The sequence below is a fragment of the Dethiobacter alkaliphilus AHT 1 genome (genome assembly GCF_000174415.1).
Classification (GTDB): Bacteria; Bacillota; Dethiobacteria; order Dethiobacterales; family Dethiobacteraceae; genus Dethiobacter; species Dethiobacter alkaliphilus.
In genome coordinates, this window is record NZ_ACJM01000011.1 from 1 (window position 1) to 18,063 (window position 18,063).

Here is an 18,063-nt window from a genome sequence, read left to right on the forward strand (position 1 = left end):
ACCTCTTTCACTTTTTTCCATTATTATATCGAAATAGAGGCCAGCCTGCAAGCAGGCCGGCCTTAAACACGGGTTTTTTGTGCTTAATCTTCCAGATTAACAAAGTACGGCCGTGAAATAACACTGCTCCACGGCAGATATAACTGAGAAGTTTGCGGTATTTCTCCGTCCACTGTTATTTGTATCTGTGAGTAAAACGCATTTTCAGCGATTGTCAGGCTGATGGCATCGCGGAGCATGGCGGCCCTGGCAGCGGACTCTGCATCATTTCCCAGATGCCGTCTTATGGGTTGGGCCAGGTCCACGTGCACAACGCTGTTCTCAATGGTTACATCCTGCAGTTCCAGATTGTAAGAGAAGAATGGCTGGCTTTCGGCTAACACATAACGTACCAGCGTCTCAATCAAAGCCCGGTCTCTTAAAGGTAAGAACTCGTTGGTGGTCATACGCAGGTAATACCTGTCGCCGGATTGGGCCGGAGCAAAAATCAGCCGTTCTCCTTCCTGGCGCCCAAAGCGCCGGGACGCAAAAGGTTCATCAATGGCCATTCCTTCCTGTCCGAAAAATTCCTGCTCCTGGCCGTCCACAGTATAGCGCACTTGCTCAACGGTGGGAAACTGGCTAACGGTAAAAAGCAGGGAATCCAAAACGCCGGTGATAAAAGTGCTGCCGGCCATCTCATCCAGTTGGGCTGGCAAATCCAGCTGCACCGTACCCTCTTCCACAGAAACTCCTACTTGTGCATCTTTGGGGATGGTACGGCTCAGGCGACTACCCTGGACAGGGCCCCGGACTAACTCATCGATGCTGGAGCGCAAAAGGGAAGAAGTCCGCTTGATACGGCGGGTAACGGGAATCAGATTGCTGGCATTTTCATCGTAGAAAAACAGAGTGATTAAGCTTTCCCCTTCGCCCCGAGTAAAGCTCACCGGATTATAATAATCCTCCACGGTCTTCTCCATTTCCTGCACCACGTCCGACTGCTGCACGGATTGGTCCTGTATGCTCAGGTAGTAGACCCTTCCGTCCTCCAGACCCAACACCAACACGGAAGTGCGGTCGGCAAGAACCATTTTCTCTGCGCGGCCGGCAACCCCCAGGCTGTTTATTTCCTCACCATCCTGGTTATAAGTTATCACGTGGGTGGAATCATCCCGGTACTGACGCCAGGAGGAAACGATAACCTGTCGTCCGTTAGGAGATAAAACCACGTTAGACTCATCGGGCAGCCGTACACTCCATAGTTTCTCCCCATTTGCATTAAGATAAAGCAGTTGTTGATTTTGCGTGGCTTCATCTGTAATGACCAAGGCCAGGCGGGAGCCGTCCCGGGCCAGAATAATCCTGTTTACGGTGCCCTCTGCTTCATAGCTCCAATTCTCGGTACCGCTTCTGTTATAGCGGAACACTTGATTTTCCCTGGCGCTAAACAGCATGGAAGCTTCGCTATCCAGGCTCATCAGATTCTGCCCGGCACGCTCCCAAAGGGGTTCGCCGTCAATGGAGAATACGCCCAACACCGGTTCATCGTCTTCCAGCCAATTGATAAAAACATCATTGCCTCTGCCGGCAATTTTGGCATCCAGTACTGCAGGGAATGTTTTTTCCCATTGTACTTCTCCCTCTTTGTTTAACAGCAGTAAAGTATCCGGCTCTTTTGCTTCTTCTTTTTCTTTGCCGGAAACCCTGATTAAAATATTTTCTCCGTCCCCGGAAACAGAAATCAGGTCCACAGGTCCGTCTAAACTTTTTGTGGCCCGCTCAGTTTGGTCCGGGTCCATGATTAAGAGCTTTCCTCCGGCGGTACCTACAGCCAGATAACGCCCCTCCGGCTCCAGATAAGTTACCAGCGGTTCGCTGCTCATGGCCATCTCCCAGCTTAAATTCCCATCGCCCTCCAAAAGGTATACACCCCGTGATGCGGTGGCCACCAGCGTAAGAGGGCCGCTTCTGGTCACAGCAAGATCACGGATTTGCACATCACTGCTTCTCACGTAAAATCCACCCTGCAGAGCCTGCGCTTCTCCTTTTTCCACGCCGGGGGCAATGGGCTCCACTGGGTCCCCATTGCTTGTGTTGCGGCCACTGCAGCCTCCCAATAATACACCCAGGGCCATTATTATAATCATTAACTTTGTTTGTCCCTTAAAAAATTGCATGAATACACCTCGGCTTAATATGCACTACGTCTATTATAACGCCTATTTTGGGAAGTTCCTTTAATTCTGTTTTAATTTTTATTAACAGACTGAGCAGCCTCTGCTTCTGGAATTAAAGGCAGTTTCACTACAAAACGGGAACCGATGCCGTCATCATTATCCTCTACGAAAATTTGCCCGCCATGGCGCTGGACAATTTCATACACAATTGATAAGCCCAGTCCGGTACCGCCTGCCTCACGGGAACGGGCCTTGTCCACACGGTAAAAGCGCTCAAAAACTTTTTCCCGGTGCTCAGCCGGAATGCCTATTCCGGTATCAGCCACAGTCAATACCAGCCAATTGGGGTCCTGTTTCAGGGAAACATGCACCTGTCCGCCGGCAGGAGTATACTTAATGGCATTATCTACAAGATTAAAGACCACTTGCTTGATCTGATGCAAAACGGCAAAAACCGGTGCCGTTTCCTCCGGAACCGTATAATCAAGGGAAATCTCTTTTTCCAGGGCTTTCTTTTTCAGCATTTCCAGAGTATTGACCACTGTGGGCACCAGATCGGCCATGGCCACCGTGTCTTCTGCCGCCAACCGGTCCAGCCGGGTAAGATCCAGCAGGCTTTCCACCAAGCGAATCATCCGCTCCAACTCCTGGTCTATATCTTCCAGAAATTCCTCCCGCTCCTCTTCCTCCAGCGGATATTCGCGCATGGACTTAACCAGAATGTTAAGGGATGTGAGCGGTGTCCGCATTTCGTGGGACGCATTGGCCACAAACTCCCGCAGCTGACGGGTCATTTCCTGCAGCCTTTCCGCCATGTTGTTAAACTGTTTAGCCAGGCGGCCAATTTCATCCTTGGAACGGACCGGCACCCGCTGTGACAGGTCTCCGCGGGCCATCTGTTCGGTGGCGCCGGTCAAAGCTTCAATGGGACGGGTCAGGCGCTGAGCCAGATAAATTCCGATTAGCGCCGCAAATAATAGCGAAAGGACCGTGGCAATCTGTAGCAGTCGGCTGATATCGCCCAGTACCTGATAGATAAAGGCCAAAGATGTGGAGATAAAAACGGTTCCCACAATATTTTCTTCACTGTAGATAGGAACGGCAACCTGCATCACCCATTGCTGGGACTGCTGGGAAAACTGGACGCTGCGCCCCTCTTCCCCCTCCAGGGCCGCCTCTATCTCCTCACGCTCCAGGGTGGAGCCCACCATTCCCCCCACACGCAAAGAATCCCCCAGTACCCGCTGGCGGTGATCGGTTATCAGTACACGGGCATTAATTTGCTGGGCAAACCCTTCGGCCAGATTAGAGATGGTAACCACATCCGGCGTTGTCCGCAAATAACTGCCCGCCAACTCCGAAATGGGCATGGCGGCCCGGGACACAGTTTCGTACTGATGGTCTATATAGTATTGTTCAAGAAGGCTGTGGAGAAAAAAAGAAGTCAGTACCATGACCGCCAACATTAAAATAACATATGTGGCGGTCAGTTTGGTACGGATGCTGTTAACCATTTTTAGCCTCCCGGAATTTGTACCCGGCTCCCCAAACCGTTAAAATTAACTGTGGTGTGCCCGGGATCCGGTTCAATCTTTTCCCGCAGATGACGAATATGCACATCCACAGTTCGGGCATCACCGTAGTAATCATAGCCCCAGACATGTTCCAGCAGTTTCTCGCGACTGAAAACGCGGCCGGGATGACTGGCCATTAAACTCAGCAGAGCAAACTCTTTGCTGGTAAGATCCACTTCTTTATCCCGGACCCGGACCTTGTGCTGGAATAAATCAATCTGTAAATCCTGCAGACGAATTACCTGCAGATTGCCGGAATCTCCGGAGGAAGACTGTGAGCGACGCATAATAGCCTTAACTCTGGCGGCCAGTTCCCTAGGATTAAAAGGTTTGGTAACATAATCATCGGCACCCAACTCCAGGCCCAGGATTTTATCGATATCCTCACCCCGGGCTGTAAGCATAACTATGGGCACATCGCTGGTTTTGCGGATATTGCGGCAAACCTCAAAACCATCCAGCTTGGGCAGCATTAAGTCCAGCACTATTAAATCCGGGCTTTCCTCGTTAAAAACCCGCAGGGCCTCTTCACCGTCAAAGGCCACCAGCACTTCATACCCTTCCTTTTCCAGATTGAACTTTAAGCCTTTAACAATGGTTTTTTCATCATCTACCACAAGAACGCGGGGCATAGGCTTCGTACCTCCTTTACGAATGTAGACGGTATGCATCTCTGATTTTTTGAATATCTTCCCAAACCGGTCGCTTGCGTGACGGATCACGTAGCAGGGCGGCGGGATGGAACGTGGCCATCATTTGCAGGCCGTCTTTTGTAAACCACCGGCCCCGCACCGCACTGACACGGGCTTGGGGGTCGATTAACGCCTGGGTGGCCAAAGAACCCAGGCATACTACTATGCGTGGTTTTAGCAGAGCGATTTGTTTTTGCAGATGTTCGCTGCAGGCTGCCGCTTCATCCGGGTTTGGCGTCCGGTTTTTAGGGGGGCGGCACTTAACCACATTGGTAATATATACTTCCTCACGGGAAATCTCAGCGGCGGCCAGAATCTTATTTAAAAGCTTCCCCGCCTCACCCACAAAGGGGCGCCCCTGTGCATCTTCCTCTGCACCCGGTGCCTCTCCCACAAAGAGTAAGTCGGCATCGGGGTTACCCTCTCCAAATACTACCTGAGTGGCCTGGCTACGCAGCCCACATTGAGCGCAGTCTAATACATCTTTGGACAGAGCGGCTATAGTTTGGGGTTGTTCCACAACAGGCAGAGGAGCAAAAACTTTGGCGGGCTTTTGCAGCCTTTTTTTCTCCGAGCCTGGTACCAATAGATCAAAAAGTATTCTTTCGCGCATATTATTCACCATATGAATAGTTCCACGTCAAACTCTGTTCTCCTCTTCCCTTTATAGAGAAGAGAAGGGTGATATACCCTTCTCTTCAGCACAGTTTATATTATTTAGCCATCTTAACAAAATAGAGGTGCATACGGTGGTCGTCTGTAAGTTCGGGATGAAAGGAACTCACCAGAATATTACCCTGTCGCGCCGCCACCACCCGATCATCACAGGTGGCCAGAATTTCCACATCTTTGCCGTATTGGGTGATCAGGGGCGCCCGGATAAATACGGTACGAAACGGCTCATCTCCCAGACAGGCTATAGGCAAGTCTGCCTCAAAGCTTTCCCGCTGCCGACCAAAGGCATTACGTTCCACACAAATATCCATCTGGCCCAGCAAAAACTGGTCTGAACCCTCAACTTTCCTTGCTAAAAGAATCATTCCCGCACATGTGCCGTACACCGGCTTACCCTGTTCAATGAGGCCTTGAATGGAAGAAGCCAAATCATAGCGGTCAATTAGCTTGCCGATGGTGGTACTTTCACCGCCGGGAATAATCAAACCGTCCAGATCGGCAAAGTGCTCTTTCTTTTTAACGCACGCCACTTCCACACCGCACTTTTCCAGAGCAGCCACATGCTCGCGCACCGCACCCTGCAGGCAGAGAACGCCAATCTTCATTAACTACCAGCCCCGTTCCTGCATCCGCTCTTCCGGGCGAATGCCGGAAATCTCCAGGCCGGGCATGGCCTCGCCCAACCCACGGGAAACGTCGGCCAACAGCTTGGGGTCATCATAATGCAGTGCCGCATCTACAATGGCTTTGGCCCGGCCCTGGGGGTCTGTGGATTTAAAGATGCCGGAGCCCACAAAAATACCATCACAGCCCAGCTGCATCATTAACGCCGCATCCGCCGGAGTAGCAATGCCGCCTGCAGCAAAATTCACCACCGGCAGCCGGCCCAGTTCTTTAATCTGGCGCACCAGCTCATAAGGTGCGGCAATATTTTTGGCAAAGGTCATCAGCTCATCATCGGGAGTATTAATTAGCTTGCGGATTTCAATCATCATCATCCGCATATGCCGTACGGCTTCCACCACATTGCCGGTACCCGGCTCGCCTTTGGTGCGGATCATGGCTGCGCCTTCACCGATACGGCGCAAAGCTTCGCCCAGATTGCGGGCTCCACAGACAAAAGGCACGGTGAAATCATGCTTGTTGATATGAAATTCATCATCTGCCGGCGTAAGCACTTCGCTTTCGTCAATATAGTCTACACCCAGTGCTTCTAAAATCTGCGCTTCCACAAAATGCCCGATACGCGCCTTGGCCATCACGGGAATAGTGGCCACGTCCATAATGCGGGCAATTATATCCGGATCAGCCATGCGGGCCACGCCCCCTGCGGCACGAATATCTGCAGGTACGCGTTCCAGGGCCATAACGGCCACAGCACCGGCTTCTTCTGCAATCTTAGCCTGTTCAGGAGTGGTGACATCCATGATAACACCGCCCTTTTGCATCTCTGCCAGGCCTTTTTTAACTCGAAAAGTTCCTTGTTCTGCCATACTGTAATCCCCTTTCATCAGCAAACCCTGTTTCCATATATGTTTAGCTAATAATATATTTTACTACACTTTACCATAAAGGACAAGCAGGAGAAGGTTTTGGCAGGATAGTATTATATAGGTGAAATATATCACACATATCATAGCGGAAAAGGAGGGTTAGTATGCCACGGAAATTTATACTTACCGCTTTAGTTGTACTTGTGGTGGGAGTTTTTCTGGTTTTGTATCAGGGTAGCCCAGAGCAGGCTGAGCCAGAACAGCCAGCTGCGGCAGAACAGAACCAGGCTGAACAGGATCAGCAAATTGCCGAAGAAAGCTCTGACCTGCCGGATTTGCCGCAGCAGACGGCAGAAATGGAGTTGGTCGACTCCTACAGTGGGGACCGGGCCATGTGGGAAATACTGCGGCTGCACCGCAACGATTTCCCTCTGGATGACGGAGTGGTGGCCATTTATCAAGGCGAAAATGCCGAAGGAGTGCTTTGGGTATCTGTATCTCCCGATGTGGAGGAAGCAACCAAGTTGATGCAGCTGATGGTACAGGAATTGCCCACCAGCGACGTCTTCCGGGAAGAAGACGTTTTTGAAGCCGCGGGTAAAACCATCTACTATGTTACCGGAATGGGAAAGGATCATTATTATTGGCATGACGATCTTTATGTGTATTGGCTGCAAATAGACAGCCAGGATCCCATCAGCGAACTTAATGTCTTTTTGGAGTACTAGCGTTGTGTTTTTTTAATTCTTGCCTGAAAGACTAACAGGAGTACGGCAACCCCTGCCAGCATCAAAAAAAGTGACGGGGCCACTTCTCCCGGCCGTTGCGTGGGGGCCCTCTCTTGTTCCCTCTCCCCTTGGTCAGTTTGGGCGGAGGGGATTTTTTTTGGCTCGCTTTCTGCCAGAAATTCATTATACGCCGTAATATATTGGCTCTCATCCCAGTTATGATAACGGGCACCCATAAAAAGACGGGTAACCCTCTCCTCTTCCAGAAAGCCGGCCCAATTTAAATCAGCCATGGGTGTTAGCTGTCCCGCTTCGTTTAAAGAAAAAAACATTATCAGGCGCTCTTGGGCCTGGGGAATCTCCGGCTCTTGTCTGAATTGGCCGGAAGATGTCAGGGGGATTCTCAGCACGGCAGCGCCTATATCTCCCCGGTAAACAGTATCCACTTCCACCAACAATTCCGGGATATCAGCATCGCTCACTTCTATAACGCCACCGGCCAGAATAAACTCTGCTTCCTCCACCATCTCCGTCGGTGAAACCATGTCCACACCATGGACAGTGCCTGTCCACAACAGGACTAAAAAAAGGAGTAAAAACCCCAATCTTTTCATATTCTCACCTCTGTCTTCAGGACGGATCAAATGTGGTCTTTAATCTTTCCTTCTGGGAGAAGCGCTCCAAGGCCAGTTTTACCAGCTTCTGCAATAATTCATTGAAAGAAATCCCCGATGCTTCCCACAGTTTTGGATACATACTGATGGATGTGAAGCCGGGCAGGGTGTTTATTTCTATAATCCACATCTCTCCGGTTTTTTCATCCACAAAAAAGTCCACCCGGCCCAGTCCGGCACAGTCCAGCGCAATAAATGTTTGTACCGCCATCTCCCGAACCTTTTTTATGGTCTCCGGGGCCAGTTTTGCCGGGATCTCCAAACCGGAGTTATCGTCCAGATATTTGGCACTGTAATCATAAAAGTCGTTACAGGGGATGATTTCACCGGGAACCGAGGCCTCCGGGCGGTCATTGCCCAGTACACTGCACTCAATCTCACAGCCGGTAAGCATCTTTTCCACCAACACCCGCCGGTCATACTGCAGCGCTTCGTTTATGGCTTTCTCCAGTTGTGCACTGTCATAAGCTTTGGATATTCCCACACTGGAGCCCAGATTAGCCGGCTTTACAAAACAGGGAAAAGCCAACTCTTCTTCAATCTGTTTTAAAAGCTGTTTTTTATTCTCCTCCCAGTCGGCCACGGTAAACCAGAGATATGGCCCCACCGGTAAGCCGGCTGCCAAAAGCCCGGCCTTCATTAATATCTTATCCATACCGATGGCGGAGCCGGGAACTCCGGCCCCCACATAGGGTATCCGTGCCAATTCCAACAGGCCCTGCACCGTGCCGTCTTCGCCGTATGTACCGTGCAAGACCGGGAATACCACATCCACCGGAATTACCTCTCCTGCCTTTTCTCCCTCCAGAACATATAAGCCTCCAATGCCCGGTTCCGGCAGTATTGCCACCCGGACCCCTTCCAGCGTCCAGATTCCTTCCCGGGAAATAAATACCGGTAAAACTTCGTACTGGCCAACATCCCGCAACCCGTCCATAATGGACGCGGCGGAACGCAGTGAAACTTCATGTTCCCCGGAACGGCCGCCATGCAGGACGGCAATGGTTGTTTTACTCATAGTACCCCTCCATGCTCTTAGCTTGGCTATAGTCTATTCATAATTGTGGGCAAATGTGCACAAATACATGCGTCCACACTTCTACTCTTAAGTGTAAAGAGCAAGCGCCACGCGCTTGCTCTCTCTCTAATTTTCTTAGCTGACTTCTGCTTTTTCCGCTTTGGCTTCGGCTATCACCTGTTCGGCGGTATGAGCCGGCACTTCTTCATAGCGGTCAAATTTCATGGTAAAGGAGCCGCGCCCCTGGGTCATGGACCGCAGGTCAATGGCGTATTTAAGCATTTCCGACATGGGCACATTGGCTTTTACCACCTGTAGCCCGTCAATGGGCTCCATACCAAGGATGCGTCCGCGGCGGCTGTTCATATCACCCATGATATCGCCCATAAACTGATCCGGCACCGTTACCTCCACATACATTACCGGCTCAAGCAAGACAGGCTGGGCCTGTTCCGCCCCTTTTTTAAAGGCCAGGTTGGCGGCAATCTTAAAGGCCATTTCCGAAGAATCCACGTTATGATAAGAACCGTCGTAAAGTGTAGCCTTAATATCCACCACGGGATAGCCGGCCAGAATGCCCGACTCCATGGCTTCGCGCAAACCTTTTTCCACAGCGGGAATATATTGTTTGGGTACCGCACCCCCGAAGATTTTATCCTCAAACTCAAAATATTGACCGGACTCCAGCGGTGAGAATTCAATCCAGACATGACCGAACTGTCCACGTCCACCCGACTGTTTCTTGTGCTTTCCTTCCACCTTGGCGGTACCGCGAATAGTTTCTTTATAGGGGATTTTAGGCGCCAATAAATCTACTTCCACGCCAAACTTACTGGCCAGTCGGCTGGTGATGATCTCCAGATGAAGCTCACCCATACCGGAAATCAATGTTTGCTTTACCTCGGTGTTGCGTTCCATGCGGAATGTGGGGTCTTCCTCCAGGAAACGGGCCAAACCGGCGGCCACCTTGTCTTCCTCACCCTGCTTTTTGGGCTCCACCGCAAATGTGGTTACCGGTTCCGGGAATGCAATGGGAGCAAACTCCACAGCGACACTCTTTTCGCACAGTGTATCTCCGGTGGCTGTAGACTGCAGTTTGGCAACGGCGGCAATATCGCCGGCGGGAACCTGATCCAGGTTAATCTGGTTTTTACCCAACATGGTAAAGACCTGCCCTAACCGTTCTCCCTTATCCTTGCTGGAGTTATGCAATTGGCTGTCGCCTTTTAATGTTCCGGAATAGACTCGGAAATAAGAAATCTTACCCACAAAGGGATCGGCAAAGGTTTTAAATACCAACGCAGAAACCGGCCCATTGGGATCTATTTTTACAGCGACTTCTTCTTCGCTGCCTGCTTTCGTAGCTATTACTTCCGCCACATCTGCCGGAGACGGGAAGGCGGAAACAATCATGTCCAACAACGGCTGAGTACCGATATTTTCTGTGGCGGCGCCGCAAAGAACCGGGACAATACTGCCGGTGAGAATACCTTTGCGCAATCCGGAAACTACTTCCTCATCGCTGAGCGGCTCCCCTTCCAGATATTTCATCAGCAGGTCGTCGTCACTTTCAGCCACCGCTTCAATTAACTTTTCCCGGTAATTTTCCACGGTGTCGGCAAGATCGGCGGGGATATCCCCTTCATTAACTTTCTTTCCGTCTCCCTCAAAGGTCAGCGCTTTCATGGAAACCATGTCCACCACACCTTTAAAGGATGCTTCAGCGCCGATGGGAATCTGCACCGGGGCCACTTTGTGGCCGAAAAACTCCTGCAGGTTATCCATAACCTTATCAAAGTTTGCATTCTCTTTGTCCATACGGTTTACAAATACCAACCGCGGCAGACGGTTTTCATCGGCATAGGTCCATACTTTTTCCGTACCAACCTCCACACCGGAAGTGGCAGATACCACCACCACCGCAGCGTCGGCCGCACGCAATGCACCGGATACATCACCAATAAAATCAAAATATCCCGGGGTATCCAATAGGTTAATTTTGACACCGGACCATTCCACCGGTGCCAGAGCTGTGTTGATTGTTACCTGGCGTTTTACTTCTTCAGGGTCAAAATCCGTGGTTGTCGTGCCAGAATCAGCTTTTCCCAAACGATTGATGGCGCCGGTGGTATAAATCATGGCTTCCGCCAAAGAAGTCTTACCTGCCCCGCCATGTGAAACTAAGGCCACGTTGCGAATTTTTTCCGTTGTGTAGGTTTTCACGCCAAAATGCCTCCTTTTTAGTGCTAAAACAATTAGGACACAAAAAGTACAGGACAATCGGTACACAATACAAATTCTTTGGATACTTCGACTATCTGGGAAGAAAATCCTTCCCCGACCTTTAATATTTCTCCAAATACCAGAAATATGCAAATGCAAATTGGTGCAAATTGGGGACGGACCTTTTCTCGCACAAACCGTGCAATTTACTGCAACAGGGGTCAGACCCTTTTTTGCCCGGATGAAAGAACTTAAGGGTCTGACCCCACATCGACCCCACGCAAAAGAGGCACGCCGGTGCGTGCCTCTTTTTGATGTTACTTTTTCTTATTCTCTTCGCTTTTTGCTTCCTTTTTTTCAAACGCTACCTGTTCATCACAGGTGGTGCACTTTTTGGGTTTACAGCGGCCTTCCCGTTCCAGGCCGCATTTGGGGCACTGCCATACTGCCATGCATGTTCACCTCCAAACGTTTTATAATTTCCGTTTCACAAAGAGGATTTATCCTTTCCCCGCCAGAATAATATGTTAGAAAACCGGCAGGAAAGGAGAACAAAGATGACAACCAAAAAGCTCTATCGTTCACGGCACAACAGAATGCTCTCCGGGGTTTGCGGCGGCATTGGTGAATATTTCGATCTGGATCCCACATTAATCCGCCTGGGATGGGTTGTTTTTTCCGTATTTTCAGCAGGCTTTGGCGGGCTGTTGGCCTACATCATCTGCGCACTGATTATTCCGGAACAACCGGCATAAATATGTTTTTTACTCTTTACCGCACCCGGAGTGCGGTTTTTCTTTTATTTTAAAAGTCTTCTTTGGCATCAATCCAGGTCATCATGCGGCGCAATTCTTTACCCACTTTTTCAATCTGGTGCTCCTGCTCCAGATTATTGGTGGCTTTAAAGAACGGGCGGTTGGCCTGGTTTTCTAAAATCCAGTCCAGAGCAAACTTACCGGTTTGCACTTCTTCCAGGATTTTCTTCATTTCCTGGCGTGTTTCATCGGTGACAATCCGCTTGCCCCGGGTTAAATCACCGTACTGTGCGGTGTCAGAAACGGAATAGCGCATATAGGACAGTCCGCCCTGATAAATCAGGTCGATGATCAGTTTCAGCTCATGGAGACACTCAAAGTAAGCAATTTCCGGCTGGTAACCTGCGTCCACCAGGGTGTCAAAGCCGGCCTTAATTAACTCGGAAACTCCACCGCACAATACGGCCTGCTCACCGAAGAGATCGGTTTCCGTTTCCTCTTTGAAAGTTGTTTCAATTACACCGGCGCGGGTGCAGCCAATGCCTTTGGCATAAGCCATGCCAAGATCCCGTGCATTGCCGGTGAAGTCCTGATACACAGCCAAAAGTCCGGGTACTCCTGCACCTTCGGTGTATGTACGGCGCACCAGATGACCCGGGCTTTTCGGGGCCACCATAAACACGTCCACATTTGCCGGCGGCTCAATCTGCTGGAAGTGGATGTTAAAGCCGTGGGAGAAAACCAGGGCATCCCCTTCATTGAGGTAAGGCGCAATTTCATTTTCGTAAACTGCCCGTTGTGTTTCATCGGGCAGCAGAATCTGAATCACGCTGGCCTCACGGGCAGCATCTGCCACCGTCATCACCTTCAGCCCGGCGCTTTCCGCCTCGGCCCGGCGGGCGCTGCCTTCACGCAAACCCACCACCACATCTACACCGGAATCTTTTAAGTTTTGGGCCTGAGCATGTCCCTGGCTGCCAAATCCCATCACCGCCACGGTGCGGCCCTTCAACAATTCCAGGTTTGCATCCTGATCATAATACATTTTTGCCATCTTACTTTACCTCCCCATTTTTGGTTGTTTTGCTGCCGCGCAGCAGTGCTATTTTTCCTGTTCGGACAATTTCCAGAATTCCGTAGTGCGAAAGCAGAAGCGCGATGGCCTCCAGTTTTTCTTCGTTGCCCGTGATTTCAATAATCAGGGAATCCAGGGAGACATCCACAATTTTGGCACGGAATGTTTCCACAATCTGCTGGATTTCCGCCCGGTTTGCCGCATCAGCCTTCACTTTGATTAGCACCAGTTCCCGGTTTACCGAGGGCTCTTCCGTCAGATTGCTGATCCTAATTACATTTATCAGCTTATTAAGCTGCTTTATTACCTGCTCCAGCGTTTTCTCGTCGGCGTCCACTTCTATGGTCATGCGGGAAATGCCGGGATCCAGGGTTTTACCCACCGCCAGGCTTTCAATGTTAAAGCCACGGCGGGCAAAAAGGCCTGCCACCCGCACCAACACACCGGGTTTATTCTCCACAAGAACGGCAAGAACGTACTTCATCATTCTTCCCCCCTGACCATATCACAGATGGGACAATTGGGCGGTACCATGGGGAACACATTTTCCTCGGCGCGCACCCTAAAATCCATAACCACAGGTCCCGGTGTCTCCAGGGCCTTTTTAATCACCGCAGTGACCTCAGACGGTTTTTCTGCCCGCAGGCCCGTTGCTCCGTACGCTTCGGCCAACTTGACAAAATCCGGACCCTGCTCCATTACCACCGAAGAGTAGCGACGTTTGAAAAACATCTGCTGCCACTGGCGTACCATTCCTAGAAACTGGTTATTAATAATTGCCACTTTCACCGGTATGTTATACTCCACCGCAGTGGCCAATTCCTGTGAATTCATCTGAAAACTGCCGTCACCGGCAATACAGAACACCGTCTCTCCGGGACGTGCCACCTGTGCTCCCAGCGAAGCGGGGAAGCCGTAACCCATGGTTCCCAGTCCACCGGAAGAAGCAAAGGAGCGCGGTTTGTTAAACTTGTAGTATTGCGCCGTCCACATCTGATGCTGGCCCACTTCGGTGGTAATCAGCGCTTCACCATCGGTTTCCTGATAAATCATTTCAATGACGTATTGCGGCGAAATATCGCTGTCGTCTTCCTGATTATACCCTAAAGGCACTTCTTTACGCCATTCTCCGATTCTTGCCAGCCAGTCCTCATGGTTTTTGGGTTCAACTTTTTTCAGAACCTCACAGAGAACCCGTTTCACATCACCCACCACCGGAATGTCTACTTTCACATTTTTGCCGATTTCCGCCGGGTCAATATCGATATGAATAATTTTAGCATTTTTGGCAAAATGACTTAATTTACCCGTTACCCGGTCATCAAAGCGGGCCCCGATGGCAATAATCAAATCTGCTTCGTGCATGGCCATATTGGCCCAGTACATGCCGTGCATCCCCAACATACCCACCGACAGCGGGTGATTTCCGGGAAAACCGGAAAGTCCCATCAATGTGGTGGTGACAGGAATCTGCGCTTTTTCTGCCAGTGTTAAAAGCTCTTGGTGAGCTTCGGCATAAACAACGCCGCCACCGGCATAAATAACGGGCTTTTTGGCCCGGCCAATTGCTTTGGCCGCCCGGGTTATCTGACCGGGATGGCCTTCATAGGTGGGATTATAGCCGGGAATCTCCACTTTGTCGGGATAGCGATAATCAGTTACCGCCTGCTGCACGTCCTTGGGTAAATCGATGAGCACCGGGCCGCGGCGGCCGGTGGTGGCCAGATAAAAAGCTTCCTTGATAATTCTGGGCAGTTCTTCAACATCTGTAACCAGATAGTTGTGTTTGGTTATGGGCAGGGTAATGCCGAAAATATCCGCTTCCTGGAAAGCGTCGGTACCAATCAGAGGCGAGGCCACCTGCCCGGTAAATACCACCATGGGCACCGAATCCATATAAGCGGTGGCTATCCCGGTAACCAAATTGGTAGCTCCCGGTCCGGAAGTGGCAAATACCACCCCGGGGCGTCCCGTCATCCGGGAATACCCGTCTGCGGCATGAATTGCTCCCTGCTCATGACGGCTCATAATATGGCGGATATCGGCATCATACAGCTGGTCGTAGAGGTTTAAAACAGCTCCGCCGGGATAACCGAAGATCACATCCACATTTTCCTTTTTTAACGATTCAATAATCATCTGTGCGCCTGGTATTTTCATCTCGCTACACCTCTTTGAAAACAGCGCCGGTATTGGCTGAAGTTACCTGCCGTGCATAACGCGCCAGGTACCCTTTGCTGATTTTTGGCTTGGGAAGTTCCAACTCCGCCAGTCTTTTTTCCAGTTCTTCCTCGGTTAAATCCACCGCCAGCTTACGGTTGGGAATATCGATAATAATGGTATCCCCTTCCTGCACCGCCGCAATGGGACCTCTTTCCATGGCTTCGGGCGAAACGTGGCCGATGGAGGCGCCCCGGGTTGCCCCGGAAAAACGCCCGTCGGTAATCAGGGCCACATCTTTGTCCAGCCCCATGCCCGCCACCGCCGAAGTGGGGGTGAGCATCTCCCGCATACCCGGGCCGCCCTTGGGCCCCTCGTAACGTATTACAATAATATCGCCGGCGGAAATTTTGCCACCCATAATGGCCTCCACCGCTTCTTCTTCACTGTGAAACACACGGGCCGGCCCCGTTTTCTGCATCATTTCCGCAGCCACAGCGCCTTGCTTAACCACCGCGCCATCCGGTGCCAGGTTCCCCCGCAACACTGCGATGCCGCCGCTTTCGCTGTAAGCCCGTTCAAAAGGCCGGATAACTTCTTCATCCATAACACGAGCCTCTTCTATAAGCTCACCCACCGTCCGACCGCTGACCGACAGACAATCGCTGTCGATGAGGCCGCGCTCATTCAGCCGCTTCATCACCGCCTGAACTCCCCCTGCTGCCGCCAAATCTTCGATATGGCTCTCTCCCGCCGGAGATAATTTGCTGATCTGGGGAGTCTCGCCGCTGATTTTATCCACCAGCTCCAAATCTAATTTAACGCCTGCCTCATGGGCAATGGCGGGTAAATGCAGCACCGTATTGGTGGAGCAGCCCAGCGCCATATCCATGGCCAGTGCGTTGGTAAAGGCCTGCTTGGTCATAACTTTTTTAGCTGTTAAATCATTTTTTACCGCATCCAGAACCTGAATCCCGGCTTTTTTAGCCAGGCGAAAACGGGCTGCAGAAACTGCAGCTGCCGTGCCGTTGCCGGGCAGTCCCATTCCCAGGGCTTCGGTGATACAATTCATGGAATTGGCGGTAAACATCCCGGCACAGGAGCCGCAGCCTGGGCAGGCCGATTCTTCCAGAGCCGCCAGTTGTTCTTCACTCATCTGTCCGGCTTTAACCCGTCCCACCGCTTCAAATACATTACTTAAATCCACAGCTTTGTTTTCAAAGCGGCCGGCCATCATGGGGCCGCCACTGACAAATACCGCCGGCAAATCCAGTCTGGCCGCAGCCATCAGCATGCCGGGAACTATTTTATCGCAGTTGGGAATAAACACCAATCCGTCCAGCGGATGGGCGCTGACCATTACCTCAATGGAATCAGCAATTAACTCCCTGCTGGCCAATGAGTAATGCATCCCCTGATGGTTCATTGCCAGTCCGTCGCAAACGCCAATTGTAAAAAACTCCATAGGCGTACCGCCGGCCAGACGTACTCCTTCTTTTACCGCGTCTCCGATTTGGTGCAGATGTTTATGGCCGGGAACAAAATCGCTGGCGGCATTAATAACGCCTATTAGCGGCCTGTCCATTTCTTCTTCCACCCAGCCCATGGAGAAAAGCAGGGAACGATGCGGTGCCCGTTCCAGTCCTTTTTTCAGTTTATCACTTCGCATGGGGCTCTCCTCCTGTTTAATATCTTTTAATCCATTAGGGATGAATATCTGTTCCTGTGGTTCCCGCCAGTTCACGGAACCGTGCCACCAGATCCCGGGTGACAGGGCCTGGTGTGCCGCTGCCGATTTGGCGGCCGTCCACTCCGATGACCGGAATTACTTCTGCTGCGGTGCCGGTGAGGAAACACTCATCGGCCACATACAGTTCATGACGGGTAAAGGGCCTCTCTTCCAGCAAATAACCGGCCTCGGCAGCAAGATCAATAATTACCTGGCGGGTAATGCCACACAGGGCGCCCACATAGGAGGGCGGCGTCAGTATTTTACCCCTTTTGACAATAAACACATTATCGCCGGTTCCTTCTGCCACATACCCCTGGCCGTTTAGCATAATGGCTTCCATTACGCCGGCCCGGTTGGCCTCTATTTTTACCAGAATGTTATTCAGGTAGTTTAAAGATTTAATCTGCGGATCCAACGCGTCGGGGACATTGCGCCGGGTGGCCACCGTAATTACTTCCAGGCCCTGTTCATACAACTCTTCCGGAAACAGGGTAATGGAGCTGGCAATAATCACCGTGGTAGCTTTGGGACATTTGCGCGGGTCAAGCCCCAAATCCCCTGTGCCGCGGGAGACCACAATCCGAATATAGGCATCTTCCAGGTTGTTTTGCCGGATAGTCTCCAGGGTGGCTTCGGTCATTTCCTCATAGGACTCGGGAATATCCAACATAATGGATTTTGCCGACTCGTATAGACGGGCCATATGTTCTTCCAATTTAAAAACTTTTCCTTTATAGGCACGGATGCCTTCAAAGACGCCGTCGCCATATAGAAAGCCGTGATCAAAAACGGATACTTTTGCCTCCTGTTCCGGGACATATTTTCCGTTTAAGTAGATGATTCTGCTCAATATTTTCGCCTCCTCCGACTACTGAAATCTGGTTACTTTACAGCACTAAAGTACTAAAAGATGATTATGAGTAAAAAAAAACTCCCACCCTGAAAGGGGCGAGAGTATTCCTCCGCGGTACCACCCTTATTCTCCGGTATAACCGGACTTAGGTTCAACCTGCATGTAACGGGCAGGAACCGGCCGTGCCTAATAACTGTGGCAGTTTTCAGACGGCAGCTTCGGGGTGACTTTCATCAAGGTTATTTACCGGTT

Annotated in this window: 16 protein-coding genes, 1 pseudogene and 1 other annotated feature (1 of these 18 only partly in view); of the genes and pseudogenes, 2 read left to right on the top strand and 15 right to left on the bottom strand. The window is 51.0% G+C overall.

What is annotated here, in order from left to right:
- Positions 1-83: 83 nt before the first annotated feature.
- The 6 genes and pseudogenes from DEALDRAFT_RS10635 to pdxS form a co-directional block, all read right to left on the bottom strand.
- Positions 84-2,159 carry a GerMN domain-containing protein gene (locus DEALDRAFT_RS10635; RefSeq protein ID WP_008517295.1) on the bottom strand — a complete coding sequence of 692 codons (2,076 nt, stop codon included), beginning with the start codon at positions 2,157-2,159 and terminating at the stop codon, positions 84-86.
- A gap of 71 nt (positions 2,160-2,230) precedes the next feature.
- On the bottom strand, positions 2,231-3,673 hold the full coding sequence (locus DEALDRAFT_RS10640) for a sensor histidine kinase (protein ID WP_008517297.1): 1,443 nt from the start codon (positions 3,671-3,673) through the stop codon (positions 2,231-2,233).
- Positions 3,666-4,365, bottom strand: a pseudogene (locus tag DEALDRAFT_RS10645) (response regulator). The gene DEALDRAFT_RS10640 and the pseudogene DEALDRAFT_RS10645 overlap by 8 nt, the downstream one beginning before the upstream one ends.
- A gap of 16 nt (positions 4,366-4,381) precedes the next feature.
- Positions 4,382-5,038: a uracil-DNA glycosylase gene (locus DEALDRAFT_RS10650; protein ID WP_143753441.1), complete on the bottom strand. Its 657-nt coding sequence runs from the start codon at positions 5,036-5,038 to the stop codon at positions 4,382-4,384.
- A gap of 100 nt (positions 5,039-5,138) precedes the next feature.
- Positions 5,139-5,705: a pyridoxal 5'-phosphate synthase glutaminase subunit PdxT gene (pdxT, locus tag DEALDRAFT_RS10655; protein WP_008517302.1), complete on the bottom strand. Its 567-nt coding sequence runs from the start codon at positions 5,703-5,705 to the stop codon at positions 5,139-5,141.
- Positions 5,706-5,708: 3 nt separating this feature from the next.
- The gene (pdxS, locus tag DEALDRAFT_RS10660; RefSeq protein ID WP_040378943.1) at positions 5,709-6,593 is read right to left on the bottom strand and encodes a pyridoxal 5'-phosphate synthase lyase subunit PdxS; all 885 of its coding nucleotides are present in this window, start codon (positions 6,591-6,593) and stop codon (positions 5,709-5,711) included.
- Positions 6,594-6,757: 164 nt separating this feature from the next.
- On the opposite strand from pdxS, the gene DEALDRAFT_RS10665 reads away from it, so the two are divergent.
- Positions 6,758-7,321: a hypothetical protein gene (locus DEALDRAFT_RS10665; RefSeq protein WP_008517305.1), complete on the top strand. Its 564-nt coding sequence runs from the start codon at positions 6,758-6,760 to the stop codon at positions 7,319-7,321.
- On the opposite strand, the gene DEALDRAFT_RS10670 is transcribed toward DEALDRAFT_RS10665, so the two are convergent.
- The 4 genes from DEALDRAFT_RS10670 to DEALDRAFT_RS17435 form a co-directional block, all read right to left on the bottom strand.
- Complete coding sequence (locus DEALDRAFT_RS10670; RefSeq protein ID WP_008517307.1) at positions 7,318-7,935, bottom strand: hypothetical protein; 618 nt, start codon at positions 7,933-7,935, stop codon at positions 7,318-7,320. The two genes, DEALDRAFT_RS10665 and DEALDRAFT_RS10670, sit on opposite strands and share 4 nt — an antisense overlap.
- Before the next feature lie 16 nt (positions 7,936-7,951).
- A complete protein-coding gene (locus DEALDRAFT_RS10675; RefSeq protein ID WP_008517309.1) occupies positions 7,952-9,013 on the bottom strand; it encodes a D-alanine--D-alanine ligase family protein in 1,062 nt (353 codons plus the stop codon).
- 135 nt (positions 9,014-9,148) lie between these two features.
- Positions 9,149-11,236: an elongation factor G gene (fusA, locus tag DEALDRAFT_RS10680; RefSeq protein WP_008517311.1), complete on the bottom strand. Its 2,088-nt coding sequence runs from the start codon at positions 11,234-11,236 to the stop codon at positions 9,149-9,151.
- Positions 11,237-11,553: 317 nt separating this feature from the next.
- Entirely contained in the window at positions 11,554-11,688 is a 135-nt protein-coding gene (locus tag DEALDRAFT_RS17435; protein WP_008517313.1) for an RCKP-type rubredoxin-like domain-containing protein, read from the bottom strand.
- A 105-nt stretch (positions 11,689-11,793) separates the two neighbouring features.
- Between DEALDRAFT_RS17435 and DEALDRAFT_RS10685 the strand changes: the two genes are divergently transcribed.
- A complete protein-coding gene (locus tag DEALDRAFT_RS10685; RefSeq protein ID WP_008517315.1) occupies positions 11,794-11,991 on the top strand; it encodes a PspC domain-containing protein in 198 nt (65 codons plus the stop codon).
- Between the two features lie 49 nt (positions 11,992-12,040).
- On the opposite strand, the gene ilvC is transcribed toward DEALDRAFT_RS10685, so the two are convergent.
- The 5 genes from ilvC to ilvE are packed head-to-tail and all read right to left on the bottom strand — an operon-like array spanning position 12,041 to position 17,808.
- Positions 12,041-13,045: a ketol-acid reductoisomerase gene (gene ilvC / locus DEALDRAFT_RS10690; RefSeq protein ID WP_008517317.1), complete on the bottom strand. Its 1,005-nt coding sequence runs from the start codon at positions 13,043-13,045 to the stop codon at positions 12,041-12,043.
- A 1-nt stretch (position 13,046) separates the two neighbouring features.
- Positions 13,047-13,550 (bottom strand): acetolactate synthase small subunit, encoded by a 504-nt coding sequence (gene ilvN, locus DEALDRAFT_RS10695; RefSeq protein WP_040378944.1) that lies wholly within the window; start codon positions 13,548-13,550, stop codon positions 13,047-13,049.
- Positions 13,550-15,226 carry a biosynthetic-type acetolactate synthase large subunit gene (gene ilvB, locus DEALDRAFT_RS10700; RefSeq protein WP_008517321.1) on the bottom strand — a complete coding sequence of 559 codons (1,677 nt, stop codon included), beginning with the start codon at positions 15,224-15,226 and terminating at the stop codon, positions 13,550-13,552. Before ilvB ends, ilvN begins: the two co-directional genes overlap by 1 nt.
- A 4-nt stretch (positions 15,227-15,230) precedes the next feature.
- On the bottom strand, positions 15,231-16,895 hold the full coding sequence (gene ilvD, locus DEALDRAFT_RS10705) for a dihydroxy-acid dehydratase (RefSeq protein WP_008517323.1): 1,665 nt from the start codon (positions 16,893-16,895) through the stop codon (positions 15,231-15,233).
- A gap of 34 nt (positions 16,896-16,929) precedes the next feature.
- Entirely contained in the window at positions 16,930-17,808 is an 879-nt protein-coding gene (gene ilvE, locus DEALDRAFT_RS10710; protein ID WP_008517325.1) for a branched-chain-amino-acid transaminase, read from the bottom strand.
- A 91-nt stretch (positions 17,809-17,899) separates the two neighbouring features.
- Positions 17,900-18,063, bottom strand: a binding site (T-box leader) (it continues 62 nt past the right edge of the window).